We start from the raw sequence: 25,708 nt of genomic DNA, 5'->3' as shown, positions 1-25,708 counted from the left end.
CGCATGGCGAGCCATGCAACGACGAGCAACGCAGTCCCCGCTTCTGAGGGGCGCCAGCAGGGGGCGTATTCATCTACCGGGATAGGCTCTAAGCACGGTTCCTTCGAAAAGATATCGCTCGGGTCCGGTTCTAACCGCATATCGTAAAGTTTTATTGGCCTGGATCGATATATTTGCAGGCATGTGCGCTTGGTTACGTTACCCAGTTGTAGTCATGCTACTTCAGGAGCCAGTTCCATCGCTCAATCCAGCGTCCTTTCAGCATCGCGCTCGCGGCAACTCAAGGTCGCGTAGCGCCCCGGCGCCAGCTTGCGGCGGATGCCCAGGCTGGCCAGCTCGCCTTGCACGTCTGCGTTGTCGTTCAGGCTGCAGCGATGGGCACGGGCAAATTGCTCCAGAGGCTTGAGGCTGCCGCTGACCTTCACGCTCAGGCCGGCGCCGGGACTGACACAGCAGCCGATATAGCGCGCCATATATTCTTCTTCGATCATCACCAGTTCATGGCCCATGAAGCGGGCCGGTTTGTTGAGCAGGTAGTAATCGGTATAGTCGGCGCGCTGGTTCGGTTTGCTGTCGATCAGGCCGGCGTGCATATAGGCCTGGATCGCCTGGCCGGAAGTGCCCACGCGTTCACTGGTTCCTTTTTTCAGATGCATGGCCTGGGCCAGGCCGGTTTCCAGCTCGGCACCGAGGCCCGGACCGGGACCGGCGGCGGCAGCCAGGGAAGATACAAAAACGAGTAAAGCGGCCGAACACTGTCTGGCGCGATAAGAATAATGCATGTTTTTTCCCTTGTCATCATCGGTAGATTCAGCCACGCGGCCCGTCGCGCAGCAGTTCGGCCAGCCTGGTGGTCAGCCACTGGCAGGTGGCGCTCAGTTTCTTGCCGTGCAAGGCCAGTCGCCGCACGGGCAGGCGCGACAGTGCCAGGGTGGGGCAGGGTACTTCTTGCAGAAAACCTTTGTAGTTGTCGTAGTGGGCGATATTGAGCGGCAAGATTGCCCAGCCCAGTTCGTCGGCCACCATTTCCGCGATGCTGTAGAAACTGTCGGAATACCAGACGGTGGGACTAAAGGCCTGTTCGCGGTTCAGCTCGGAATCCATGATCAGCTGGCGGTGGCGCGTCAGTTCGTTGCGGCTGACTTCTTGCCCATGCGCCATGGCGTGGCCTTTGGCGACAAACACGCCTTGCGCCACGCTGCCGATATGCTGCTGCTCCAGGATCGATGACACGGCTCCACGGTCAAAGTGGAAGGCCACGTCGGCCTGCTGCTGCTCCACGTAGTGGGCCACCTCGGAGGCGGTGGCGTTGAGCATCACCAGTTCCAGCGCCGGGTAGCGCGCCGCCAGTTCCTTGACCAGCGTGCCGATCGCCAGATAGGGCAGGGCTTCGTCGAGCGCCAGGGTCAGCCGTGCTTCCGGCGCCACGCTCAGCAATTGCGCGCGCAGCTGCAGCCGTTCGGCCTGGCGCAGCAGTTCGCACGCTTCCAGGTGCATCACCTTGCCCGCTTCCGTCAGCACGGCATTGCGCCGCGAGCGGTCGAACAGTTCCACGCCCAGCTCCGCTTCCAGCAGGCCGATGGCCGTGCTGACCACCGACTGCGCGCGGCCCAGCTTGCGCGCGGCGCCCGAAAACGAGCCGGCGGCCACCGCCGCTTCCAGGTAGCGCATTTGTTCCAACGTCCATTGCATGATCATCATCCATCTGATTTACAGATGGATTTTAACTTGAATGCCGTTCCAGGGCGACATAAACTCGGTGCAAGTTTATTAACCGGAGTATCCCATGCAAGATGCAACCACCTTCAACTGGTGCCATGACGCCACCCTGGAAGACACGCTGTGCCAGCTTTACCTGGACAATGTCAGCCCCGACTATATTTCCCATTCCGAACTGCAAGGCGAGCGTGCCGAGTCGCCCGGCAACTGGCGCGCCGACTTGCCGGACGTCATACGCGGCGAAATCCGCGCCGCCCTGTCCCACGACTGGGCCCATGGCGACTCCAGCCTGCTGGCGGTCGCCACCGCGAATGACGCCATCGTCGGCATGGCGCTGGTCTCCATCGATACGCGCCAGCGCGCCGCCAGATCGTTTGCCGCGCTGGACGACCTGGTGCTGCACCCGGATGCGCGCGGCCATGGCATCGGCACGCAGCTGGTCGAGTGGGTGGCGCAAGAGCTGCGCAGCCACGGCATCGCCCGCTTGTTCCTCGAATGCGGTGCGCACAACCTGAACGCCCAGCAATTTTTCAAGGGCCGCGGCTTCCAGCAAGTATCGGTCGTGATGCTGCGTGAACTGGACGGCGAGGGCGCGCATCGTGGCTGACGACCGACGCCGACGTGCTTACATCAAACTTTTTATCCACTCGAATAGCTATTCCTGAGTTACAAACATGCACCCAATAAAAAAATGGCTGACGTTGGCTATCGTTTCCAGCGCCCTGTTCCTGATCGTGGTCGACATGACCGTGCTCTATACCGCCTTGCCCGCGCTGACGCGCGAACTGCAGGCCTCCTCCTCGCAAAAGCTGTGGATCATCAACGTCTATTCCCTGGTCGTCTGCGCCTTGCTGCCCAGCCTCGGCACCCTGGGCGACCGCCTGGGCCATAAACCCGTCTTCCTGGCTGGCCTGGCGGTGTTCGGCATCGCCTCGCTGTGTGCCGCGTTTTCGCCCGCGCCGGCCTGGCTGATTTGCGCGCGCATCCTGCTGGCCCTGGGCGCCGCCATGATGATGCCGGCCACCTTGTCGCTGATACGCCTGACATTTGCCGACGCGCGCGAGCGCTCGTTTGCCATCGGCGTGTGGGCCGCCATCGCCTCGGGCGGCGCCGCTTTCGGCCCCGTGCTGGGCGGCTTTCTGCTGGAACACTACTGGTGGGGCTCCGTGTTCCTGATCAATGTGCCGGTGGTGCTGCTGACCCTGGTCATGGCCGCCACCATCCTGCCCAGGCGCGAGGGCAACCGCGACAAACCGTGGGACCTGCTCGGCTCGCTGCAAATCATGCTGGGCCTGCTGGGTGGCGTATATGCCATCAAGGAACTGGGCAAGACCGCGCCGTCGTATGCCGTCGCGCTGGCCGCGATGCTGATCGCCACCGTCTTCATGACCGCCTTTGTGCGCCGCCAACACCGGCAAGCGCAGCCGCTGATCGATTTCACGCTGTTCCGCGCCTTGCCGTTTTCCAGCGCCGTGGCCGCCGCCATGGTCGCCTCGGCCGCGCTGATCGGCATGGAACTGGCGCTGAGCCAGCATCTGCAGCTGGTGCGCGCGCTGTCGCCGCTGGACGCCGGCCTGTTGCTGCTGCCTTTGCCGCTGGCTTCCGTGATTGCCGGGCCGCTGACGGGCTACCTGCTGCCGCGCGCCGACAAGGCGCAAGTATTGTGGGGCTCCTTGCTGGTGTCGGGCATCGGCATGGCCAGCTACCTGCTGTTGCATGACGCTTCGATCCCCCTGCAAGTGGCCAGCCTGGTGCTGCTGGGACTCGGTCTGGGGGCCGTGATGACGGCCGCGTCCAGCGCCGTGATGCTCAATGTGTCGCCGCAGCAGGCCGGCATGGCCGCTTCGATCGAGGAAGTGTCGTTTGAACTGGGCGGCGTGCTGGGCGTGACGATACTCGGCACCATCATGACGGCCGTCTACAGCGCCACCCTGGTACTGCCAGGCAGCGCCGGCCTGTTGCCGAACGCCCACGACACCCTGGACGCGGCGCTGCAGGCGGCCGAGCAACTGCCGGGCGCGCTGAGCCTGCAAGTGGCGCAACTGGCGCGTGACGCTTTCGACCAGGCATTTGTCGCCGTGCTGGCGACGGCTGCCGCCATCCTGCTGGCGGCCGGCGTCACCATACGCCAGCTGCACCTGCGCCAGCGCAGGGCCGCATTGGCTATTTGAGCAGCGGCACCACTTTATCGCGCAGCAAAGTGAATTGTGCGTCGAGCACGGCCTGGTTCGGGTCGTGTCCGGCGCGCTCGACCAGCACGAAGTCCTTGTGCGGCGCGCTGATGCTGTCAAAGTACTGGCGCGCGATCACTGGCGAGGTCAGCAGGTCTTGCGTGCCCATCACGAAATAGACGGGCAGCTTGAACTGCGTGCCCATCGCAGGCAAGTTGACCTTGGAAAACATGCCATCGCCGTGCATGCCCATGAACTGGATGTACGAATAGTCGTCGGCGGCCTCGGCGTCCGCCAGCGCCTCCGGCGTGGCGTACAGCGGTGCCGGCAACCACCAGTTTTTCGGCGGCGCATCGGTACTCAAAGCTTCGTACTTGCGGTCGAAGCGGCGCAGGATGCCGAAATTGCGCGGATCCGTCCACGGCGGACTGCCCAGCGCCGCCAGTTTTTCCACTGTGGCGGTATCCCCGGCGGCTTGCGCCAGCGCCATCACCTCGCGGTACATGCCGGCCACATTGGCGCGCGCGTCGACCACCTGCGCCGTGCCGACATACGCGTGGAACAGCTCGGGCCTGGCCTTGGCCATATAGACGCCCAGAATCGATCCCCAGGAACTGCCCATCAAGATCATTTTCTGCTGGCCCAGCCGCTGGCGCACATGATTGGCCACGGCAATGCCGTCGTCGCGCATCAGCTCCAGGGTCAAGGTATCGTTGTCGGAAGGGCGATTCCTGCTGTAGGTCCGGCCGGCACCGCGCTGGTCCCACTGCACCAGCGTATATTGCTGTTCCCAGCCACGGAACATGGCGTCGGCAAACGGCGACAAGGGGTTGCCGGGACCGCCATGGATCACCAGGATCACCGGATTGCCGCAGCGCGCACCGGTGATGGTGATCCATTGCTCGATGCCATTGATGGGGATATAGCCCTGTTCGCGGATACTCTGGGCAGGCGAAGCGCAGGCCGGGGCCGGTATGGCAGCGTCAGCCGCCACGGCGGCGCCCATACAAGACAGCAACATTGCAACGGCAGCGATTTTTCGCATATGTTTGCCACTCCTTATAAAGGTAACGCGCAATCCAGGACTGGCTTGCCGGCAATAAAGCGCTGCACCGACTGCTCGAAGCAGGCCGGCGCCGCCCACAAAATGAAATGGGGCGCCTGCACTATGGTCGCCAGCGTGATATTGCCGGCGCCCGCTTGCCGCAAGGCCGCCACTTGCGCCTGCGCGCCCGCATACGGTGTTTTCGGGTCCCAGGTACCCTGCAATACCAGCACCGGCGGCACGCTGGCCGGCAACTGGCCGAAATGGCGATCCTGGAAATAAGTGGGCAGGCCGCCGCCGAGCAAGATGCGCGGCAGGGGGCTGGTCATCAGCAGCGCTGCTTCCTCGCGGTCGACATCGGCCGTTGTCAGGCCCGGGCGCAGATTGTTTTCCGAATTGCTGATCATGCTGACCAGCGGTATCGAAATGGACGACTGGGGGTAGCTGCCCAAGCTGCTTGCGGCCTGGTTCAGCAGGCCACGCACGGCGGCCAGTTCGGTGCCGCCACCATGGTCGAGGTCTTGCAACAAATAAGGGATGCGCTCCCGCGCGGCCGGCACGTCGAGCATGCCGCCGATAAACTGCTTCAGGTTCTTGCCGGGAATGGTGGCCAGCAGCGCAGGCTCTTGGCGCAGCTTGTCCAGCACGCGCCGGTGCAGCGTTTGCGCCGGCTCGCCCAGCAATGCCTGGCAGGCCGCGTCCGCATCGCACTGCGCCAGCACCTGCAGGCCGACGTCGTTGACCACCTGCGAGCGCTGGCTCAGGTCCCAGCGCAGGTCGTTTTGCGGCGGCACCAGTGAATCGAGTATCACGCCCCGTACCGGCAAGGCGCCCAGTTGCAGGCTGCGCAGCACCAGTTGGGTGCCGTAGGAAACGCCGTAGACATACACGGGGCTCTTGCCCTGCGTGGTGCCGACCAGGGATCGCAAGTCCCGGGCGGCATTGCTGATGGAATACTGGCGCGCGCGTGCCGGCGCCGTATTCAGTTCCTTGAAACAGCTGGCCCATTCGGCGCCGGCCAGCGCCATGCCGCCGGGGCTGCCCGCCGCTTCCTCGGCCGGACACAGCCGCGAGGAGTAACCGGTGCCGCGATGGTCGGGTATCAGCAAGTCAAAACCGGGAAAGCTGCGCCGAAAGGTGGGCAGCAGGGCGTAGAACGAGGCACCCGATTCGCCGGGGCCGCCCGCCACCAGCCAGACGCTGCCTTTGGAGGAGCCCTCGGCGGGAATCTTGCGCACGAACAATTGCAGCGTTTCCACGTCCTGGCCTTGCGCCTCGTGGCTGGTGGGCACGCCATGCATGGCGCACAAGCTGCCTGGCAGAATGTTGTCCGTGCATGCGGCGTAGTCCAGCGGCGCGGCATGCAGTCCGGTGCTGGCCACCAGCGTACACAACAGGGTCCAGCGGTATGGTATGGTCATCAGCGACTCTTGCAATTAAAAGTAGCCGCTAATGTAACGTTTATGTATGGCAACTGTCCAGAATGTTTGACAGGATGCACAGCCTCAGGCTGGCAGGCGAGGCGCATTGCCGCCATCGACACGCAGAAAATCGATCAGCGCGCGCAGGGCGGCCGACATCTGGCGCTGGCTGGGGTAATACAGGTGAAAGCCGGCAAACGGTGGACGCCATTCGTCCAGCACGCGCATCAGCTGGCCGCTCTCCAGGTGGGTGCTGACAGTGCTTTCCAGCGCCGACGCCAGGCCGACGCCAGCCAGTGCCGCGTCGACCATCAGGCCTGGCGTGCCCAGCACCATGACCACGTTCGGCTGCACGTCCAGTTCCTGTCCATCGCGTGCAAATTGCCAGCGGCACAGCGCACCACCCGTCAGCTGGCGGTAGCCTATGCAGCGGTGCGCCTGCAGTTCATGCGGCGTACGGGGCGCGGCGTGCGCGGCGAAATAGTCGGGAGAACCGACGATGGCGAGGCGCTGGTTGCCATCGACGCGCACGGCGCGCATGTCCAGCTCCACGCTTTCGCCAAGGCGGATGCCCGCGTCATGCCGCTCGCGCACGATATCGACCAGGCCATCATTGACGGCCACTTCCAGCACGATGTCGGGATAGGCGGCGTGAAATTGCCCCAGGCGTGGCGCCAGCACCAGCTGCGCCGCCAGCAGCGAGACGTTCAGGCGCACCGTGCCGCGTGGCTGCTGGCGAAACAGATTGACTCCTTCGACGGCGGTGGCGATGGCGACAAAAGCGGGTGCGACCTCCGCCAGCAAGGCCGCGCCCGCATCGGTAAGCGAGACGGCGCGCGTCGTGCGCTGCAGCAGGCGTACGTCCAGCCGCTGCTCGAGCGCGCGCAAGGAGTGGCTGAGAGTCGATGGCGTGAGGTTCAGCCTGGAAGCGGCCCGCCGGAAGCTGCGCTCTTCGGCAATCGTGATAAAGGCCGACAACTCGGCAAATTCATGGGGGCGCATGAGGGCATTCTAACGCAGGCGCGCGCATGATTGATGAATCAAGGCCAATGAACCCATGGCTGTTTGATGGCTTATCAATAGCAATGGCTGGACCTACACTGGATTCTTTCCATCTTTCGAAGGATGATACATGACGATCCAGCAATCAATTTCCCCGGCCATCCCGCGTTTGACGGGCAAGGTCGCTCTCGTCACCGGCGGTGGCAGCGGCATCGGCCGTGCGGCCGCGCTCGCATGCGCCAGCTTGCGCCATTGCAGGAAACCGTCACCATGATCGGCGAACTCGGTGGCGCGGCCAGCGCCGTCATCACCGACGTGGCGCGCGCCGACCAGGTACAGGCGATGGTGGCGCATGCGGTCAGCCAATTTGGCAAGCTCGACATGGTGTTCAATAATGCGGGCACGGAAGGCGTGTTTGCGCCCATCGGCGAATTGAGCGAAGCCGACTACGACGCGGTACTGGGGATTAACCTGAAAGGCGCCTGGCTGTGCGCCAAGTACGCGGCGCAAGCCATGCTGGTCCAAGGGCAGGGTGGCGCCATCGTCAATACGGCATCATGGTTGACGCAACTGGGCGTGGGCGGCAGTTCGGCGTATGCGGCCAGCAAGGGCGGCCTGCTGGCGATGAGCCAGGCGCTGGCGGTGGAACTGGGGCCGCAGGGCATCCGGGTCAACACCGTGTCGCCTGGCATTATCGCCACGCCCATGTTCGATCGGCTCGGTGGCAGCGATGCCCTGGCCGCCACCTTTGCCGCGGCCACGCCGCTGCGCCGCGTGGGGCTGGCCGGCGATGTGGGCGACGTGGCCGTCTGGCTGTGCAGCGACGAGGCGCGCTTTGTGACGGGGCAAAATATTGTCGTCGACGGCGGCTACACGATTGCCGGCCTGTAAACCGGCAGGTGTCAAGCTTGCATCAGGCCGTCGATGGCGTAGGGAATCTTATCGACATCGGTAACGGCCATGGCGGGCAAGCTCGCCACTTTTTGCAGCAGGAATTCATAGCCGCAGGCGCGGTTTTCAAGGTCGCTGTCTTGCCGGGCCATGAATTTGACCACCCGCACCGCATGGTTGCCCGCTTCCAGCCGGACGTCGGCATCCAGGCCCAGGCGTTCTTCGGGCGGCGGGAAATGCAGATAGTAATCGAGGTCGAATTCCATGATGCCGAACAGATCCGTCACGATCAGGGTGCCGCTGCTGATTGTCAGTGGCAAAACCACGTCCAGCACGGCATCGATCAGGTGCGCTGGCGTGCTGATGGTGTCCGTATCGTTGAACACCAGCTGGTAATCCCACGCCGGGATGGTGTAGATGGGCAGCAAGCAGCCCTGCCGGATGGCGGCGTCGCCCACTTGCGGATGATCGTTGAAGTACTGCAGCAGATCCGTGGCCTTGATCTGTTGCTCATCGATAAAGGCGGCCAGGGTGGCCGGGTCGAACAGCACCATGCCCGGCGTTTCCAGGGTGATCTTTTGATGTTGCAGCATGCTCAAGCCTTGTGGGCGCGCAGCAGGCGCAAGCCATTGGCCACCACCAGCAGGCTGGCGCCCACGTCGGCGAACACGGCCATCCATAAAGTCGCCAGGCCACCGAGCGCCAGGCCGAAGAAAATGACCTTGATGCCGATGGCAAAGCTGATATTTTGCACCAGGATGCGGCGCGTACGGCGGGAGAGACTGATAAATTCCGGCAGCTTGCCCAGTTCATCGTCCATCAGCGCCACGTCGGCCGTTTCGATCGCCGTATCGCTGCCGGCGGCGCCCATGGCAAAGCCGATCTGCGCCTGCGCCAGGGCCGGCGCATCGTTGACGCCGTCGCCCAGCATGGCCACCACGCCGAATTGCCGCTGCAGGGCCACGATTTCATCGAGCTTGTTTTCCGGCAGCAGTTCCGCCTTGACCAGGGTCACGCCGACTTCATCGGCAATCCGCTGCGCCGTCAGGGCATTGTCGCCGGTCAGCATGACGGTGGTCACGCCCATGGCATTCAGGCGGGCAATGGCGGCCGCGGCCGTCGGGCGCAGCACATCGGCCACGGCGATCACGCCCAGCGCCTGGCGATCGTCAGCCAGGACCATCCCCGTATAGGCTTGCTGTTCCAGGCGGGCAAGAACCGCCTGCAATGCCGGCGTCAGCACCTTCAATTCCTGCATCAGCCGCGCATTGCCCAGGTAATGGGTCCGGCCGGCCAGCGTGCCTTGTACGCCACGGCCATGCAGCGCGGAAAATTGCGCCACCGCTTGCAACTGGGCAGCCGGCGGCCCCGCCTTGACGATGGCGGCGGCCAGGGGATGGGCGGAACCTGCCTCCAGGCTGGCGGCCAGCAGCAGGATGTCTTCGCGGCTGTGGCCATCGAAGGCCACCACCTCCGTCACGGCCGGTTTGCCCATGGTCAGGGTGCCGGTCTTGTCGACGGCGATCGCCTTGATCTGATGGCCGGTTTCCAGGAATTGCCCGCCTTTTACCAGGATACCGCGCCGCGCCGCCGCTGTCAGGCCGCTGACCACGGTAACCGGCGTGGAAATGACCAGGGCGCAGGGGCAGGCGATCACCAGCATCACCAGCGCCTTATAGACCCAGTCCATCAGCGGCTGGCCTAGCAGCAAGGGCGGCAATACCGCCACCAGAATGGCGCAGACCACCACCACCGGCGTGTAATAGCGGGCGAACTGGTCGACAAAGCGCTGGGTGGGCGCCTGCTTGCCCTGCGTCTCCTCAATCACCCTGACGATTTTCGCCAGGGTGCTGTTGCCGCTGTTGGCGGTCACGCTAATATCGAGCAAGCCCAGTTCGTTGATGGTGCCCGCATACACCACATCGCCGGCAGCCTTGTCCACCGGCATGCTTTCGCCCGTGATCGGCGCCTGGTTGACGGCGGACTGGCCGCTTTGGACGATGCCGTCCAGGGCGATGCGTTCGCCCGGTTTCACACGCACCAGGCTGCCCACAAGCACCTGCGCCACCGGCACGCTGCGCCAGTCATCGCCAAACTGCACGGTGGCCACGTCCGGCGCCAGCTGCATCAGGCTGTGCACGGCATTGCGCGCGCGGTTCAGCGACAGGCCTTCGATCAGCTCGGCAATCGCAAACAGGAAGATCACCATCGCCGCTTCCGGCCACTGGCCGATGGCGATGGCGCCGATAACTGCCAGGCTCATCAGGAAATTGATATTCAGCGTAAAACTTTTCAGGGCGATCCAGCCCTTTTTCAGGGTCGGCCAGCCGCCGCTGGCGATCGACAGCAGGGCCAGCGCGATCACCAGCGGCGAGTTGTCCTGGTGTGTCGTCCACGCCAGCGCTTCGGCTGCCACGGCGGATATGCCGGAAACAAACAGCAGGCTTTTCTGCATGCCGGACAGCTTGCCTTCATCGGGATCTTTCACGCTGGTCACGCCGGCTTGCACCGGCACGGCCTGCATGCCGATACCGTGCAGCGCCGCTTCCACGCTCGCCAACGAAGGCAAAACGTGATGCACGTCCAGCACCCGGTTCATCAGGTTGAAGTCGAGGCCGACCACGCCGTCCATGCCGGACAGCTTGTTGCGGATCAAGCGCTCTTCCACCGGGCAATCCATATTGGCGATGCGGTATTTGGCTGTCTGCGCACCGGCAAGCGGCGAGCTGGGCAGCTCGAACGCCGGCGCTGGCGCAGCCACCTCGGCATGGCTGTGGGAACAGCAGCCGCCATGGGCATGTGCAGGTGCAGGTGGCTTGTCGTGGCCATGATCGTGCGGCGGCTCGTTCGACGGCGCGGGCGAGGGCGTATGGAGGTGGTGGTGATCGTGCGGCATCGCATCATCCTTCAGGGATTCGTGTATGCTTGCATTAGAAACCCTGTAGCCGCTACAGGGTCAAGCGAAATTTACACGATACAAGAAAAGGACTACGATGCGTATCGGAGAACTGGCCAGGCGCACCCATTGCGATGTCGAAACGGTGCGCTACTATGAAAAGGCGGGCTTGCTGCAGGAACCGGGCCGCAGCAGTGCCGGCTACCGCGAATACAAGGCGGAACACCAGGAGCGGCTGCAATTCATCCGCCATTGCCGTTCATTGCAGATCGGTCTGAGCGATATCCGCGCCTTGCTGGAATTTAAGAACAATCCGGCCGAGGGCTGCCAGAGCGTCAATCAGTTGCTGGACCACCATATCGAACGGATCGCCGAGCAGATGGCCAACCTGCAAACCTTGCAGCAGCAACTGGTCAGCCTGCGCCACCAGTGCGACCAGCCGACGCCGTCGCAAGACTGCGCCATCCTGCAAAACCTGTCCGAAGCGGCCAGCGGCAACGATTGCGCCTGCCATACGGAGTTGCATTAAGCGTCAGGATCAGGCGCATTGCGGCAGGGTCCAGCCCTCATAGCCCATGTCGGTGGGGTAAATCGCGCGCTCCTTGCCCCAGCGCGCATAGTCCTGCAAGCCATCTTCATGCAGGTCCAGCACCCATTCGGTACTCTCAAGCATGTCTCCCTGTTTGTCATAGACGCGGAAGAATGATTGCGTGCTCAGCGAGCGCACGATATTGGACACCGTGCCGCTGCCATAGGCGGGCGCATAGGTATTGATCACGCACTTGCCGCTGGGACTCCAGGCTTGGGCGTACAGTTTGGCGTGCTCGGCGGCATTGATCTTGACGGACAGCCAGACGGCAATCAGCATGGCTATCAGCAGGCCGGCCACGATCAGCAGGCTTTTCTTGAGGAGTGGAGACATGAAAGGCAGTGAAAACGAGATGGCCGCATTGTAAGCCATGCGGACACCGGCCGCTTATCTGATAGCCGGTGCCGCTTGTCGATTTACTTGCTTTTTCACTTGCCCAGGCTGGCATGCAGGGCATTCGCCATGTCCAGGTGATGCTGCAAGGCGGGCAAGGTCTTGGCGGCGAACGCCTTGATTTCCGGGTCGGTGGCCTTCTGGCTCGCTTCCGTAAACAACTTGACGGCATCCTTGTGCGCCGCCACGCCTATCCTGGCCGCGTATTCCTGGTCGAATTTCTTGCCTTCCAGGCTGCTCAGCTTGGCGATATCGGCCTTGTGGCGGGCGCCCGGCTGGTCGCTGACCGTGATCTGCCTGGCTGCCGCCAGCTGTTTCAGTTCATCGGCCACTTTGGCGTGGTCGGCCACCATGGAGTCGGCGAATTGCTTGACTTCCGCATTGCTGCTCTTGCTTTGGGCAACTTTGCTGGCGGCAATTTCCGTGCTACCGGCATCGGCCGCCTTGGTGAGAAATTGCTTGTCATAGGCGCCAGGCGCATTGGCGGCGATGCTGTTGATCGCCATGCCGCTCAACAGGGCAACGGCGGCGCCGATGGCGATGCTTTTCATGGAGGGCGTACGGGAACTGGTGGTGGTCAGGCGCATGGGAATTCCTTTCGGTATGGTTTTTACAAACTGGCTAAAATATTAAGCCAGAGGCATAGCCACACACATAGGACGCACGCGATCATTCCGGTAGGACTAGTCCTGTACGTTACCGCACAATTCAATCTCCAGGCGCCGGAACAGTGGACCGATGTCCGGGTCGTCGCGCCAGCCGGGCAAGCCGATATCGAGGTATTCCGCAGTGGCCGCCAGGTGCGAGGGCAGGCTCGCATATTGCTCGAGATCCCTGATCACTTCGTTCTTGTCCAGATACAGGCTCGCGATATAGGCATCGAACGAGGGCGCCAGCACCATCAGCCCGGCCGGCGCACGTGGGCCGGTCCACGCCGGCAGCTCGCGGATATATGCCAGCACCCGGCCCTGGCCCTCGTCGCTGAGGTCCAGGAACAGCATGGAATCGCCGCCATCGCGGGCAAACGGCAGGATTTTTTCCGGCATGTCCATGTGCTGGCGCGCCGCGCGCAGCTCGTCGATCAGGGTTTCATCGCAAAAATCGCCTTCGTCGGCATTGAACAGACCGGGGAACGACATCTGTTCAAAGCCGCCGCGGCCGTCGGGCACGTCGCAGTAATAATCGATCTCGCCGCCATTGGCGACCTGCAAAAATTCCAGGAAGCTGGCCGGCAGGGAAGCCTGCAGCTCGGTTTCGATGGCGGCGATCTGGGCCGGCGTGGGTGCCGGCCTGGCTTCGTCGATGGCGATATGGCGATAGCGGGTGTAGTAAGTCATGCGGTTCCTGGCGGGAAGTAAAACCGCCAGTGTAAGCAAACCCGCCGATGGGGCGCGTTCCGTTAAGCGATTGGCAAGTCTTCGACGCCGCGCGGTTCGCGCGCTTCCACGCCCGTGCGCTCGAAGCGGAAACGCGAGGACATGGCATAGGCGGCCTTGCGCACGCGCATGATGGAGCCCAGCGGACGATGTTCCACGATGCCATGCCACGGTGTAAACGACATGCCGTCATCGATGGCGCGCGACAGGGCCTCGCTCCAGCCCGTCTGTGGCGGCGCCGTGATGCGGGCCACCGGCAGGAAGGGGCTGTCTTCCTGTTTCCATTCGACAGAGGCGTCTTCCAGCGGCATCGTGTCGATATCGCGGCATAGCTGCACGCGCACTTCCCAGATGGCCGTATGGCTGGCAAAAAACGCGGTGACCGCCTCACGCAGGCCGTTCGGCTTGCCGTCGAGATCCACCGGCGCGTCTTTCAGCGCCGCCAGTTCCGGCGAGACGGGCACCAGTTGCACTTTGGCCATATAAGCACCGTACAGGATGGGCACCTGGCTGAAATACGTTTCGCCCAGCACATTGGTTTCCGGGTGGCCACCCATGCCTTTCAGCAGCGCGCTTTCGCCACCGACCGCTTCCAGCGCTTTTTCCGCGCCTTGCAGCACGGTCGACAACGCTTTTTTCAGGCCAGGCGCCTTGTCGGTGGTGCTGGCCAGCAGTTTCAGGCTGCCGAGGAACTTCTTCGCCGTCGGTGCCTGGAACACGGGGCCGTTGACCATCACGAAATCCTGGGTGGCGGCCGGCGCGCTGGCCGTGCTGTCTTCGCCATCGAGCGTGGATAACTGCGTGCCTGGCACGCCGACCACCTTGACGGCCATGCCGCGCGGCACGGAGACATTGTCGTCCAGCATATCGCCGGGAATGGTGGAGATGCGCATTACCACCGGATAGCTGCCCGGCCGGGCAAACAGGCCTTGCGCCAGCTCGGGCGCCAGGCCGTCAAGCACCTGCAACTGGCCGCGCAGCAAGCCATGGCTTTTCGCATGCACGCTGCGCGTGGCGTGGCCCGAGTCTTTATAGGTGGTGGCCGAGATGCCATGCAAGGTCTGCAGCAGCTGCGCCTTGGTGTCCTGCTCGCCTTCCTCTTCATATTCATGGCGGGGATCGTAGGGCAGGGGCGGGCGTGGAATGGCGGACATGGCTTTTCCTTGTGATGGGGTGTAGGCAAGCCATCATTACCGCAAGTGGCTATCGCTTCTGTATGCTGTCATACAGAGCGGGAAAATAAGCCTACAGGGCGGCCATGACCTGGCCGCGCAGCCAGCGGTGGCCGGGATCGAGATGCAGGCGCTCATGCCAGACCATCGCCATCTCGTAGTCGGGCAGCGCCAACGGCGCTTCCCAGGTGCGCAGCTGGGTCAGGGCGTTCTTCAGCAGCCGCGACGGCAGCAGCGCCACCATGTCGGACTGCGCCAGCAAGGGCGGCACGAACAGGAAATGCGGCACCGACAGCACCACCTTGCGGGTGAGGCTCTGCAGTGCCAGCGCCGTATCGACGGCCGTGCGGTAGCCGCCGCCATTTGGCGACACCACCACGAATTCCAGCTCACAGAAGCGGTCGAGATCGGGCTTGGCTTGCAGCAGCGGATGATCGCGCCGGCAAGCCAGCACATAGTGTTCGGTAAACAAGATGCGATGGCGCAAACCGGGCGGCGCCTCTTCCTGCGCCAAAAAGCCCAGGTCGACCTGGCCACTTTCCAGCTGGCCGGCCATGCGCGCCGGCACTGCCTCCAGCACGGCCATGCGCGAACGGGGCGCGGCGGCGCGCAAGCTTGGTAGCAGCGGCAGCAGGATGGCGTATTCGGTGGCGTCGGCCGCCGCCAGCTTCCATTCCACCTCGGCCGTCAAGGGATCAAACGCGTTTTCCGGCTGCAGCACCTGTTCCAGCTGGGCCAGTGCCGCTTGCAAAGGAGCAAGCAAGGCCAGCGCGCGCGCCGTCGGCAACATCCCACGCGGGCCGGGCAACAGCAGCGGATCGTCAAATGCGGTGCGAAGCTTGCCCAGTTGCACACTGACGGACGGCTGGCTCAGATGCAAACGCTGGGCCGCGCGCGTCACATTGCGTTCAACCAGCAGGGCGTCCAGAGTCAGCAGCAGATTCAAATCGAGCTTGCGCAAATTGTGCATGACTATACCTGCTATCTTTGTTATTCATTTCTGCAATCATACCGCAAGCCCTAGAGTAGCTGTTGTGCCCTCGCACATCTCATCCACTACAGGAGCAATCTGATGCAACTCCATGAATATACGCAATATGATGGCCTGGGCCTGGCAGAACTGGTGCGCCAGGGCGAGGTCAGCGCCGCGCAATTGCAGGCCTGCGCGCTGGAGGCGATCCATGTCGTCAATCCGCGCATCAATGCCGTGATTGAACATTGGCCTGCCGATGCAGTACCGTTGGATGCGGCGGCGCCGTTTGCCGGCGTGCCCTTCCTGGTCAAGGATATCGCCGTGGCGATGGCCGGCAAGAAAATGGAAATGGGCAGCCGTCTGGCGGCCGGGCATATGGCGCCAGCCGATTCCTATCTGATGACGCAGTTCCGTCGCGCCGGCCTGCTCACCATCGGCCGCACGACGACGCCAGAAATGGCGTTTGCCACCACCACCGAGGCGGTACTGTACGGCGTCACCCGCAATCCCTGGGATTTGTCGCTGAGCGCGGGCGGCTCCAGCGGTGGCGCGGCGGCGGCCGTGGCGGCCGGCATCGTGCCGCTGGCCCATGCGACAGACGCGGCCGGCTCCATCCGCGTGCCGGCCGCCTCCACCGGCCTGTTCGGCCTGAAGCCCAGCCGTGGTCGCGTCTCGAACGGCCCGGCCATGGATGAAATCTTCAGCGGCCTGGGCGTACAGCTGGGCGTCAGCCGCAGCGTGCGCGACAGTGCCGCCTTGCTCGATGCCGTGCAGGGCCCGATGCCGGGCGAGCCGTATGTCACGGCCGCGCCTGGCCACACCTGGCTGTCGCAGGTCGACGCGCCACCCGGCCGGCTGCGCATCGGCGTCATGCGCGACGCCAACGACGGCCAGCGGCCCGATGCCGACACGGCCAAGGCCCTTGATGGTTGCGTCAAGCTGCTGGCAAGCCTGGGCCACCATCCGGAAGACGCCGCGCCCAGCCTGGGTGTCTCGTGGGAAGCGTTCGTGCTGGCCAACGCGCGCATCTGGTGCGCCAACCTGGTGGGCTGGATCAAAGGCATGGCGCAGGCGTCGGGCCGCGCCATCTCGCCAGAGACGCTGGAACCGGCCACCCTGGCTTGCTACCGCTACGGGCAGACAGTCTCTGCGGTCGAATTCGTCGCCGCGCTCGATGTGCGCAATACCGTCACCCGCCAGGCCGGCGCCTTCTTTGATCAATATGATGTGTTGCTGTCGCCGACCTTGCCATCGCTGCCGTGGCCGCTGGGGTGCTATGGAGAAGACGAGGAATCGATGGACGGCTTTGCCTGGACGGCGCGCCTGTTCCAGCATTCGCCGTACACGCCGCTGGCCAATGTGGCGGGATTGCCGGCCATGTCGGTGCCGCTGGCCATGTCCGGCGATGGCTTGCCGATCGGCATCCAGTTCATGGCCGGGCTGGGCCGGGAAGGGAGTTTGTTAAGGCTGGCTGGGCAGCTGGAACGGGCCGCACCGTGGGCGCAGCGCCGTCCAGCCGTCTGGGCGGGAACAGCATAGAAACTTACAACGCGGCCAGGCGCAGCGCGTCGCGCCGTTCCAGCCTGGTGCGCAAGCGCGCCCACAGGCGGTCGTGGAAGGGCAACACGATCACATTGCAGATCGGCTCGACCACGGCCAGCAAGCCGCCAAACGCCGCCGAGCCGGTAGCCCAGTACATCACGGCAAAGGCCACGCCCATGTGCATCAGCGTCTGGCTCAGCTTTTCGCCGGCCAGCGCGGCCACGCCCAGGTGCTTGTGCGCCTGGCGCCGGCGGATCGCGTGCCACAGCTTTTCGTGCAAGGGCAGCAAGGCGACATTGATGACCGGTTCGATAATGGCGGCCAGGCCACCGAGAGCGAGCGAGCCCGTCAGCAAGTAGGCGAGGCCAAAGGCGATCGACATATGGGTGATGACCTGGCTGAATGTTTTCATGGCGGTGAGCAAGGGAGGCTCCTTTCTGAGCTGGCTGATCCTTGACTCACATAGTAATGATTCGCATTTACAAATGGAAGTAAATTCTTTCAACCGTGCCAGTAGCGTGCGCCTATGACTGTTTTTCATCAACGGGGAGGGGCAGGGCAGCACGCTTGCGACTGCCCTGCCGTGAGGGGATCCCTAAGGATAGCGGTCCGCTTGCCTGGCCATCTCGATAAACGACTGCACATAATCGATGCCGCGATCGCTTTCCCTGACGCCCACATAGATATGCTTCTGTATGCCTTGCGGCCCCAGGCGCAGGGTGCGCAGGCTCAGCTGCGGCGCGTAATCGGTCACCAGCCACTTCGGCAAGGCGGTCACGCCGCGTCCGCTGGCCACCATCTGCAACATGATGTCGGTGGTCTCGATCGTCTTGTGTTGCTTCGGTGTGATGCGTGCCGGGAGCAGGAACTGATTGTAGATATCGAGGCGGTCGATCGGCACCGGGTACGTGATCAGGGTTTCCTGCGCCAATTGTTCCGGTGTAATCGTTTCCAGCCCCGCCAGCCGGTGCTCGCCATGCACCACCAGCACCTGCTCATAGGCAAATACAGGTTCGAAGTGCAAGGCCGGCCGCGGCAGCGGGTCCGGCGTGACCAGCATGTCGATCTCGTAATTGATCAGCGCGCCGATGCCACCGAACTGGAATTTCTGTTTGACATCCACATCGACATCGGGCCAGGCCGCCAGATAGGGCGAGACGATGCGCAGCAGCCACTGGTAGCACGGGTGGCATTCCATGCCGATGCGCAGCACGCCGCGCTGGCCGTCACGGTATTGCTCCAGGACGCCTTCGGCGTTTTCCAGCTGCGGCAGCACGCGGTTGGCCACGCCCAGCAAGAATTGCCCGGCCTGCGTCAGACGCAGGCTGCGGCCTTCGCGCAGCCACACGGCCGTGCCCATTTGCTGTTCCAGCTTCTTGACGGTATGGCTGAGGGCGGGTTGCGTCAGGAACAGCGCCTGGGCGGCCGCCGTCAGTGAACCGAGGCGGTCGACTTCGCGCACGACGGCCAAATGTATACGTTCAAGCATATGATCGATGAATATAAATAATGGATACATCAAATTTTACCATTATTTTTTATTGATCAGACTAGCTATGATGTTCTTAACTTAACAAGGAGCATCAACATGGCCATCACACACAATCTGGGATACCCGCGCATCGGCGCTAAACGCGAACTGAAATTTGCGCTGGAAGATTACTGGAAGCGCAACAGCACCCTGGCCGGATTGGAAGCACAGGGTGCCGAGCTGCGCCAGCGCCACTGGCGGGAGCAGCACGCGCTGGACCTGGTGCCGGTCGGCGACTTTTCCTTCTACGACCAGGTGCTGGACCTGAGCTTTACTTTGGGCAACCTGCCGCAGCGCGTGCGCAATCTGCAGGGTGAGGCGCTGGACAACTACTTCCGTGTCGCCCGTGGCCGCTCGGCCAGCGACAGCGATTGCAGCTGCGTCCACGCCGGCGAAATGACCAAGTGGTTCGATACCAACTACCATTACATCGTGCCTGAATTCGCGGCCGACACCACCTTCAAGCTGGACAGTTCGCGCCTGTTGACGCAGCTGGCACAAGCCCGTCAATTGAAAGTCAACGCCAAGCCGGTGCTGATCGGCCCCGTGACTTACCTGTGGCTGGGCAAGGCCAGGGACGATTCCGACAAGCTGGCACTGCTGAACAGCTTGCTGCCAGTCTACGCCCAGTTGCTGCAGGAGCTGGCCGCGCAAGGCGTGGAATGGGTGCAGATCGACGAACCGATCCTGGTCACCGAACTGGACGGCGCGTGGCAGCAGGCGCTGGCCACCGCCTACGACGCCCTGAGCCAGGCCGCCGATGTAAAGATTCTGCTGGCCACGTATTTCGGCAAGCTGCAGGGCAACCTGGCGCTGGCCTGCAGCCTGCCGGTGGCCGGCCTGCACCTCGACGCCATCAATGCGCGCGACGAAGTAGGGCGAGTGATCGCACAATTGTCGGACACCAGCATCCTGTCCCTGGGTGTGGTGAATGGCCGCAATATCTGGAAAACCGACCTGAGCGCCACCCTGGACTGGCTGGAACCGGTACAGCAAAGCCTGCGGTCGCGACTGTGGATCGCGCCATCGTGCTCCTTGCTGCATGTGCCGGTCGACCTGGACAGCGAGCAGAAACTGGACCGGGAAACCCTGTCCTGGCTGGCCTTTGCCCGTCAAAAACTCGATGAAATCCAGGTGCTGGCCGGTGCCCTGAACCAGGGCCGTGCCTCGGTGCAAGCCGCGTTGGACGCCAACCACGCCGCCGTCACAGCGCGCCGCCAGTCGCCGCGGGTGCATAATCCCGCAGTCAAAGCGGCCGTGGCCCGCATCGAAGCGCGCCAGGGCCAGCGTGCCAGCGGCTATGAAGTGCGCGCCGCCAAGCAGGCCGCGCTGCTGAAACTGCCGGCGTATCCGACCACGACCATCGGTTCCTTCCCGCAAACGGCCGAAATCCGCCAGGCGCGCAGCCAGTTCCGCAGCGGCGCCCTGGACGAAGCGGCCTACAGGCAGCTGATGCAGGCGGAAATTGCCCGTTGCGTGACGGAACAGGAAACCCTGGAGCTGGACGTGCTGGTGCATGGCGAAGCCGAACGCAACGACATGGTCGAGTATTTCGGCGAACAACTGGACGGCTACGCCTTCAGCCAGTTCGGCTGGGTGCAATCGTACGGTTCGCGCTGCGTGAAACCGCCGATCTTGTTCGGCGACATCAGCCGCCCGCGCGCCATGACGGTGGAATGGAGCACCTACGCCCAGTCACTGACGCAAAAACCGATGAAAGGCATGCTGACCGGCCCGGTCACCATCCTGAACTGGTCCTTCGTGCGCGACGACCAGCCGCGCTCGGTTTCCTGCTACCAACTGGCGCTGGCCATCCGCGCCGAAGTGCTGGACCTGGAACGCGCCGGCATCCGCGTGATCCAGATCGACGAAGCCGCGCTGCGCGAAGGCTTGCCACTGCGCAAATCGCAATGGGCCGAATACCTGCGCTGGGCCGTGGAATCGTTCCGCATCACCGCCAACGGCGTGGCCGACGAAACCCAGATCCACACCCACATGTGCTATTCGGAGTTCAACGACATCATCGCGGACATCGCCGGCATGGACGCCGACGTGATCGCCATCGAAACCTCGCGTTCCAGCATGGAGCTGCTCGACGCCTTCGACGACTTCAACTACCCGAACGAGATCGGCCCCGGCGTGTACGACATCCACTCGCCAAACATTCCCAGCCAGGAACAGATGGTCAAGCTGATGCGCAAAGCGGCAGAGCGCATACCGGCCCAGCGCCTGTGGGTCAACCCCGACTGCGGCCTGAAAACCCGCGGCTGGAAAGAAGTGCTGCCGGCGCTGGCCAATATGGTGGCAGCGGCCAGGACCTTGCGGGGGGATGCGGGGGCTTAAGGGTTGAGTAGCTGAAAGCAAGGCTGGCCGTGCGGCAATTGACTTAGCACGGCCAGCCATGGGCTAAGCCAAGATTCAGTCGGAAACCCACGATTCGTGGCTTTCAAGCTGTGCAAACAACTGGTTGATGAGTTCACAAACGATATCAAAGCTCCAGCCGACGTTCGGACGAAGGTTATCTGTCCCATGGGCGGGCATATTTCTCAAATGCGGAAGTACTGTGATAAAACGCCCAATCCAGTCGAATTGAAGCTCTTCCTCAGTTGGCTGCACATGTGTGTAGTCAACAACGCAGTTGTTCAAGCCTTCCTCGTTCATTCTGCGCATCTCGACACGACGATGGCGATCATGTGCAATTTCCAGCGCACGTTCATCTCGATTGCTCAAACGCTCGTTGGTGCTCAGTCCATTGATGCTAACGGTAGTTTGTTAAATGCGGAGATACAGATTAATGCCCCGGCCGCTCTCCAGCGTCTCCAGCAGTCCGGCAAGTTGGTTCGGCAGGGACATGTCGGAGAATGCGTTCCAGGAGCGCATCAGCCAATATGCCGGCACCAACGTACCGCTCACGATGGTGGGTGACAACGACATCATGCTGCCGGTGGCGGTCAATGGCGGACTGATCAAGCGCGTGTGGTTGCACCACACTGGCAACGTCACCAAGGCCGAACTTCGCACCAATGGCACGCCACGCATCCGTGCTGAGCTTACAGGCCGGCATCCCGTACACGCATAACGTGGCCGGCAAACTGATATTGCTGGACTGGACCGGACCGGCGCCGCCGATGGTGTCGATATCGCCACTATCCGCAACGGCACGCCACAGGCCACCACGCCGGGGCGCAAGGCGGCCGCGTTTCGCCTGGTTGAATCCTACGATGGCGTGACGCTGACGGCAACGGTTGATGCCGTGATTGGCATTTTCCTGTCGTTCGATGATGCCCAGCTGGACGTTGCGGATGGTTCCGCCGTCAAGGTACAGGACGGCCTGGTCATTAATAACGTGCTGGAAAACCCGGTTCCGGTGACGTTCTCGCAGCAGATCGTACCGCTGGGCAGCTTCGATATCACAGGCGATGTAGCAGTGGTGGCGCGCGGCGCTTCCACGGTCACCAACACCCCACCAGTGGCCGTCACGGAGGTAGAGTCGGCACTGCTGGCCGCCGACCCGGCGCGGCGCGGCGTGCGCATCTACAATGCCGGACCAGGCGCGATTGCTATTGGCGGCGTCTGCCTGGTGTATGAGCATGCAGCCATCACGATCCGCCCAGGCGAAACGTGGAACGAAGCGGACGCGCCCGGCGCGGCGTGGCGCGTCATCTACGAGCCCGGCGAAACGGCCTCAATCAAATTACAGGAAATTTTATGAAAAAATACCTTAACCACACTCTGGCCGCGTTGGCGTGCCTGGGCGTCATCGTTTCGGGTGGCGCGAGTGCTGTCACGGACATCGTTGACCGTGCATTCATCAATAAGGGCGACGGCGCCGTGGCGCGATCCTTTGCCGACAAGCTGAAGGAAACGGCCAGCGTCAACGACTACGGCGCCAAGGGCAACGGCATTTCTGACGATACTGTAGCCGTGCAAAAGGCCATCACGGCTGGCAATACCAAGTTTTTGACCGGTTACACCTACAAGGTCAACGGCAACCTGCTCATGCCGGCAAACCGCACCGTGCTGGTAGAGAAGGGCGCGGTGATCAATACGACCGGGCGTTTTACGGCCTACAACGTCGATAACATCGAGTGGAAAATTGACGGTGTAATCAACGTCACGGCGATGAACACGGCGCCGGCCAAGCCCGCCTGGCCGAACACGGCGGCAGGCACGCAGAATGGCGATGAACGCGGCTTTTTGGAGTTTGGCGGCGCGGTGTCGTCGTCGGCGTCGGTCAGCGGCTTTTGGGTACATGGCACGGGCAAGATCGTCGGGCCGTGGACTGGCACGCCGAACTTCAATGACAGCGTGTACCAGGTCAACCGCAAGGGCATTGCGATCTGGTACGCCAAAAACGTGCTGGTCGAGGGCATTGAGATTTCCGGCTTTGACGGCGAACAGGTCTACTACACCGGCAGCACGCCGGACGTGACGAACATCGTTTTCAGCCGGATCAACTCGCACCATGCCCGCTTCAACGCGCTCAATTTCAACGTGGCAAACCTGGCTGAACTCGGCTTTTCTGGCGCCTATCGTGGCCTGAAAATCGTTGACTGCACCACGGATACCTCGTTTTCCGGTATCGAAGCGTCGGCAGGCGTAATCTCGGGCAACTACGTGCGTGCCGCCGTGGAATACGGTATCTGGTTCGGCCTGGGCGCCGGGCGCGGTGCCATCGAGGTGTCCAGCAACATCGTGGAAGACAGCGAGAAAATCGCCTATGCCATGTCGTTTTCGTCCGACTTGGGCACGCCGATTTATGACGTCACCGTACACGATAACAAGGCGATCAACGCCGGCACGGACAGCTTTGTGTTCAATCGCCTGCTCGGCTTCACCGTGAAAAACAATGTTTCGCGGGGCCATGGCCGACTGGCCGCTGGCCGCGCCTTCGCGTTCACCAATTCAGAACAGGGATGGGTAGATGGAAACATCACGTTTGCCCCTGGTCCGTATGCGATCGCCAATGTGACCAGCCTCACCAGCATTATCAACATGGGCAGCAATCCAGTCGTGCTGCCAGGCGGCAAGGCGGCGACGGCGAACGGCACCCATCACGGCGTAGGCGGCAAATATGCAGGCGTGGCGACATACGGCAACCGTGAAAACCAGTTTGCGCTCTGGTCGTCCGACTTCGGCGTGCCTGGCGCCGGCCCTGAATTGGCGTTCAAGAACGGCTCGGGCGGCGCTGCCGTGTTCGCATCGATATCGGGCAAGGGCAACCAATACAACGCAGGCGGATCGACTGGCGGCGTCGTGATCGCCAGCAAAAAATCGACCACCGCGCAGGCCACGCCAGGAGCCACGGCTGAATTTGACGATGCGGGCAACACGATCCTGTCTGGCAACCTGACGACCGGCGACGCAACGCTGATCCGGTCGACTGCGACGCTGACAGACGGCAAGGCAGCTGCCACTGGCACGCTGACAAACGCACCGTTCGCCGGCCCGCCGACCAAGTGGGTGCGGATTCTGGACAACGGCACGCCACGGTTTATCCCTGCCTGGTAATGAGCCTCCTGATCATGGTGGGTGCGGTCGCCGCCGCTGCCCTGCTGCTTTGGATGCAAGCCGGGCAGGGCGGGGCGGATGACGGCGACACGGCGTATGAAGCGCCAGATTTATTCGATCAGGCAGATGTACTTTTTCAGGAATTTACCGATATGAATTCGAACGTTTCACCAGAACAGCAGGGCCACAATCTGGCCGCGTTCATGCGGGCGATCCGCGTAGGTGAGGCGACGCTGGGCCAGGATGGATACCGCACCCTCGTGGGCGGGTCACTGTTTGACGACTATTCCGACCATCCACGTGTGAAGGTCTGGATACCGCGCATCAATGATTATTCCACCGCTGCAGGCGCCTATCAGATCATTCAACGCACATGTCGGCGCTGGTAGCGGGACTGTCGGCGGCGTCATGGTGGGCGGCCAGGTGGGCAGCTACTACGATCCGATGCTGGGCGCGCCATACAATCCTGAAACCGTCGTCGGCCGCATGGGCCTGGCCGACCTGTGGAACGGTATCAGCAACAGTGATTAGCTCGGTGGCCGGCATTCCCCGTACCAACATGACGCAATGTGAAAAAGACCTGGCGGCGGGCAAAACGTGGGATGCCTCGTTTTCGCGTCCGGCGTCAACCTGGCTGGGGAGTCTGTTTTGAACCTGAAAAGCATTATTCCGACAGGGCCGCAAGTTGCCCGTGAGGCGCTCATTGTGCTGGGTGGCGAGCTGATTGCTGCCTTCATCCTGAGTCGTTTCCCAAAGCTGCAAAAGTTCGTTTCTGATAACAGCCTGACCGTCAAAGATGCGGCCGGCAATAGCCTTTACTAGGGGTAGCATGCGTACTGTATTGAACCGTTTGAACGAGCCGTCCACCTGGGCGGGCGTGGCCGGCATGGCCCTGGCCGTATCGCCATTCCTGCCGCCACCATTCCATATCTGCGCCCAAGGCCTGGCGGCCATGGCAGGCGCGCTTGCCGCCGTAATGCGCGACAGCCAGGCAGCGTAATGTTCGGCGTGTTGATCAACACCATAATACTGCAGTGGCTGCTGGCGGCCGCTGGGGTGGCGTTTCTGGTGTATCGACAGCACCAGGCCGATACTGTTCTGGATCGGTGCTATCCGCGTGCTTAAAAGGGCTAATTCGTCAGCTTCACCGGGTCGAAATCGTCGCGCCGCAAGTCTGTGATTTGTGGCTTTTTTTGGCCGGCGTTCGGCCAGCACGATCACGTCGCCGCGCACGATGCCCAGTTTTGCGTGAGTACTGGAAAATCCCATCTGGCGGAATCGCTCGGCACGCTCCATATGGCGCAGGCGCATGTACTGGGGAACCCACCACGGCACGCGCTGTTTCGCGCTCAGCCAGTCGCGCACGGTGCGCTCGTCGCGGCGCAGGATGCGCGCCAGATCGGCAAGGGGGATGCCCACGGCGAAGTGGGCGAACTCGGTAGGTTGCCGTATCGAAGGTTCGGATATCGCATAGAT

Annotated in this window: 27 protein-coding genes; 11 read left to right on the top strand and 16 right to left on the bottom strand. The window is 62.7% G+C overall.

What is annotated here, in order from left to right:
- Positions 1-242: 242 nt before the first annotated feature.
- The gene (locus tag ACP7B7_RS28065; RefSeq protein WP_308921141.1) at positions 243-782 is read right to left on the bottom strand and encodes a hypothetical protein; all 540 of its coding nucleotides are present in this window, start codon (positions 780-782) and stop codon (positions 243-245) included.
- A gap of 28 nt (positions 783-810) precedes the next feature.
- On the bottom strand, positions 811-1,692 hold the full coding sequence (locus ACP7B7_RS28060; RefSeq protein WP_308921142.1) for a LysR family transcriptional regulator: 882 nt from the start codon (positions 1,690-1,692) through the stop codon (positions 811-813).
- A 94-nt stretch (positions 1,693-1,786) separates the two neighbouring features.
- On the opposite strand from ACP7B7_RS28060, the gene ACP7B7_RS28055 reads away from it, so the two are divergent.
- Complete coding sequence (locus tag ACP7B7_RS28055) at positions 1,787-2,326, top strand: GNAT family N-acetyltransferase (protein ID WP_426078902.1); 540 nt, start codon at positions 1,787-1,789, stop codon at positions 2,324-2,326.
- Between the two features lie 67 nt (positions 2,327-2,393).
- On the top strand, positions 2,394-3,890 hold the full coding sequence (locus ACP7B7_RS28050) for an MFS transporter (RefSeq protein WP_426078901.1): 1,497 nt from the start codon (positions 2,394-2,396) through the stop codon (positions 3,888-3,890).
- Here the strand turns inward: ACP7B7_RS28050 and ACP7B7_RS28045 are convergent.
- The 3 genes from ACP7B7_RS28045 to ACP7B7_RS28035 all read right to left on the bottom strand — a co-directional run bounded on the left by ACP7B7_RS28045 (position 3,883) and on the right by ACP7B7_RS28035 (position 7,358).
- Entirely contained in the window at positions 3,883-4,911 is a 1,029-nt protein-coding gene (locus tag ACP7B7_RS28045) for an alpha/beta fold hydrolase (RefSeq protein WP_426078900.1), read from the bottom strand. The two genes, ACP7B7_RS28050 and ACP7B7_RS28045, sit on opposite strands and share 8 nt — an antisense overlap.
- 38 nt (positions 4,912-4,949) lie before the next feature.
- Positions 4,950-6,356, bottom strand: a complete 1,407-nt coding sequence (locus ACP7B7_RS28040) for an alpha/beta fold hydrolase (RefSeq protein WP_426078899.1) — start codon at positions 6,354-6,356, stop codon at positions 4,950-4,952.
- An 84-nt stretch (positions 6,357-6,440) separates the two neighbouring features.
- On the bottom strand, positions 6,441-7,358 hold the full coding sequence (locus tag ACP7B7_RS28035; protein WP_426078898.1) for a LysR family transcriptional regulator: 918 nt from the start codon (positions 7,356-7,358) through the stop codon (positions 6,441-6,443).
- Positions 7,359-7,488: 130 nt separating this feature from the next.
- Here ACP7B7_RS28035 and ACP7B7_RS28030 point away from each other — a divergent pair, with 130 nt between their 5' ends.
- A complete protein-coding gene (locus tag ACP7B7_RS28030; protein ID WP_426078897.1) occupies positions 7,489-7,632 on the top strand; it encodes a hypothetical protein in 144 nt (47 codons plus the stop codon).
- Positions 7,629-8,249 carry an SDR family NAD(P)-dependent oxidoreductase gene (locus ACP7B7_RS28025; RefSeq protein ID WP_426078896.1) on the top strand — a complete coding sequence of 207 codons (621 nt, stop codon included), beginning with the start codon at positions 7,629-7,631 and terminating at the stop codon, positions 8,247-8,249. Before ACP7B7_RS28030 ends, ACP7B7_RS28025 begins: the two co-directional genes overlap by 4 nt.
- Positions 8,250-8,260: 11 nt before the next feature.
- Here the strand turns inward: ACP7B7_RS28025 and ACP7B7_RS28020 are convergent, their stop codons facing one another.
- Positions 8,261-8,842 (bottom strand): hypothetical protein, encoded by a 582-nt coding sequence (locus tag ACP7B7_RS28020; protein WP_426078895.1) that lies wholly within the window; start codon positions 8,840-8,842, stop codon positions 8,261-8,263.
- Between the two features lie 2 nt (positions 8,843-8,844).
- Complete coding sequence (locus ACP7B7_RS28015; protein WP_426078894.1) at positions 8,845-11,145, bottom strand: heavy metal translocating P-type ATPase; 2,301 nt, start codon at positions 11,143-11,145, stop codon at positions 8,845-8,847.
- Between the two features lie 97 nt (positions 11,146-11,242).
- On the opposite strand from ACP7B7_RS28015, the gene cadR reads away from it, so the two are divergent.
- Positions 11,243-11,674, top strand: a complete 432-nt coding sequence (cadR, locus tag ACP7B7_RS28010; RefSeq protein ID WP_308921151.1) for a Cd(II)/Pb(II)-responsive transcriptional regulator — start codon at positions 11,243-11,245, stop codon at positions 11,672-11,674.
- 9 nt (positions 11,675-11,683) lie between these two features.
- Here the strand turns inward: cadR and ACP7B7_RS28005 are convergent, their stop codons facing one another.
- The 5 genes from ACP7B7_RS28005 to ACP7B7_RS27985 form a co-directional block, all read right to left on the bottom strand.
- Positions 11,684-12,067, bottom strand: coding sequence for a hypothetical protein (locus ACP7B7_RS28005; RefSeq protein WP_426078893.1), 384 nt, complete (start codon positions 12,065-12,067; stop codon positions 11,684-11,686).
- A 95-nt stretch (positions 12,068-12,162) separates the two neighbouring features.
- A complete protein-coding gene (locus ACP7B7_RS28000; RefSeq protein ID WP_426078892.1) occupies positions 12,163-12,714 on the bottom strand; it encodes a DUF4142 domain-containing protein in 552 nt (183 codons plus the stop codon).
- 96 nt (positions 12,715-12,810) lie between these two features.
- Positions 12,811-13,464: an SMI1/KNR4 family protein gene (locus ACP7B7_RS27995; protein WP_426078891.1), complete on the bottom strand. Its 654-nt coding sequence runs from the start codon at positions 13,462-13,464 to the stop codon at positions 12,811-12,813.
- 62 nt (positions 13,465-13,526) lie between these two features.
- A complete protein-coding gene (locus tag ACP7B7_RS27990; RefSeq protein ID WP_426078890.1) occupies positions 13,527-14,657 on the bottom strand; it encodes a catalase family protein in 1,131 nt (376 codons plus the stop codon).
- A gap of 91 nt (positions 14,658-14,748) precedes the next feature.
- Entirely contained in the window at positions 14,749-15,645 is an 897-nt protein-coding gene (locus tag ACP7B7_RS27985) for a LysR family transcriptional regulator (RefSeq protein ID WP_308921156.1), read from the bottom strand.
- Between the two features lie 102 nt (positions 15,646-15,747).
- Here ACP7B7_RS27985 and ACP7B7_RS27980 point away from each other — a divergent pair, with 102 nt between their 5' ends.
- Positions 15,748-17,187, top strand: coding sequence for an amidase (locus ACP7B7_RS27980; RefSeq protein WP_426078889.1), 1,440 nt, complete (start codon positions 15,748-15,750; stop codon positions 17,185-17,187).
- Positions 17,188-17,191: 4 nt separating this feature from the next.
- Here the strand turns inward: ACP7B7_RS27980 and ACP7B7_RS27975 are convergent, their stop codons facing one another.
- Both ACP7B7_RS27975 and ACP7B7_RS27970 read right to left on the bottom strand, forming a co-directional pair.
- On the bottom strand, positions 17,192-17,602 hold the full coding sequence (locus ACP7B7_RS27975; protein ID WP_308921158.1) for a DUF2061 domain-containing protein: 411 nt from the start codon (positions 17,600-17,602) through the stop codon (positions 17,192-17,194).
- A 183-nt stretch (positions 17,603-17,785) separates the two neighbouring features.
- Entirely contained in the window at positions 17,786-18,679 is an 894-nt protein-coding gene (locus ACP7B7_RS27970; RefSeq protein WP_308921159.1) for a LysR family transcriptional regulator, read from the bottom strand.
- A 99-nt stretch (positions 18,680-18,778) separates the two neighbouring features.
- Here ACP7B7_RS27970 and metE point away from each other — a divergent pair, with 99 nt between their 5' ends.
- Positions 18,779-21,064, top strand: coding sequence for a 5-methyltetrahydropteroyltriglutamate--homocysteine S-methyltransferase (gene metE / locus ACP7B7_RS27965; protein ID WP_426078888.1), 2,286 nt, complete (start codon positions 18,779-18,781; stop codon positions 21,062-21,064).
- A gap of 75 nt (positions 21,065-21,139) precedes the next feature.
- Here the strand turns inward: metE and ACP7B7_RS27960 are convergent, their stop codons facing one another.
- The gene (locus tag ACP7B7_RS27960; RefSeq protein ID WP_426078887.1) at positions 21,140-21,451 is read right to left on the bottom strand and encodes a hypothetical protein; all 312 of its coding nucleotides are present in this window, start codon (positions 21,449-21,451) and stop codon (positions 21,140-21,142) included.
- A gap of 121 nt (positions 21,452-21,572) precedes the next feature.
- Between ACP7B7_RS27960 and ACP7B7_RS27955 the strand changes: the two genes are divergently transcribed.
- The 4 genes from ACP7B7_RS27955 (at position 21,573) to ACP7B7_RS27940 (ending at position 24,621) form a co-directional block, all read left to right on the top strand.
- Positions 21,573-21,800 (top strand): hypothetical protein, encoded by a 228-nt coding sequence (locus tag ACP7B7_RS27955; protein WP_308921163.1) that lies wholly within the window; start codon positions 21,573-21,575, stop codon positions 21,798-21,800.
- 147 nt (positions 21,801-21,947) lie between these two features.
- The gene (locus ACP7B7_RS27950) at positions 21,948-22,433 is read left to right on the top strand and encodes a hypothetical protein (RefSeq protein WP_308921164.1); all 486 of its coding nucleotides are present in this window, start codon (positions 21,948-21,950) and stop codon (positions 22,431-22,433) included.
- The gene (locus ACP7B7_RS27945) at positions 22,430-24,232 is read left to right on the top strand and encodes a hypothetical protein (protein WP_426078886.1); all 1,803 of its coding nucleotides are present in this window, start codon (positions 22,430-22,432) and stop codon (positions 24,230-24,232) included. The genes ACP7B7_RS27950 and ACP7B7_RS27945 overlap by 4 nt, the downstream gene beginning before the upstream one ends.
- Positions 24,232-24,621 carry a hypothetical protein gene (locus ACP7B7_RS27940; RefSeq protein ID WP_308921166.1) on the top strand — a complete coding sequence of 130 codons (390 nt, stop codon included), beginning with the start codon at positions 24,232-24,234 and terminating at the stop codon, positions 24,619-24,621. Before ACP7B7_RS27945 ends, ACP7B7_RS27940 begins: the two co-directional genes overlap by 1 nt.
- Here ACP7B7_RS27940 and ACP7B7_RS27935 read toward each other — a convergent pair.
- Complete coding sequence (locus ACP7B7_RS27935) at positions 24,593-25,651, bottom strand: hypothetical protein (protein ID WP_308921167.1); 1,059 nt, start codon at positions 25,649-25,651, stop codon at positions 24,593-24,595. The genes ACP7B7_RS27940 and ACP7B7_RS27935 overlap by 29 nt on opposite strands.
- Between the last annotated feature and the right edge of the window lie 57 nt (positions 25,652-25,708).

Source organism: Janthinobacterium sp. PSPC3-1 (assembly GCF_049896105.1).
GTDB lineage: Bacteria > Pseudomonadota > Gammaproteobacteria > Burkholderiales > Burkholderiaceae_D > Janthinobacterium.
This window is presented reverse-complemented; position numbering and strand designations above follow the sequence as displayed.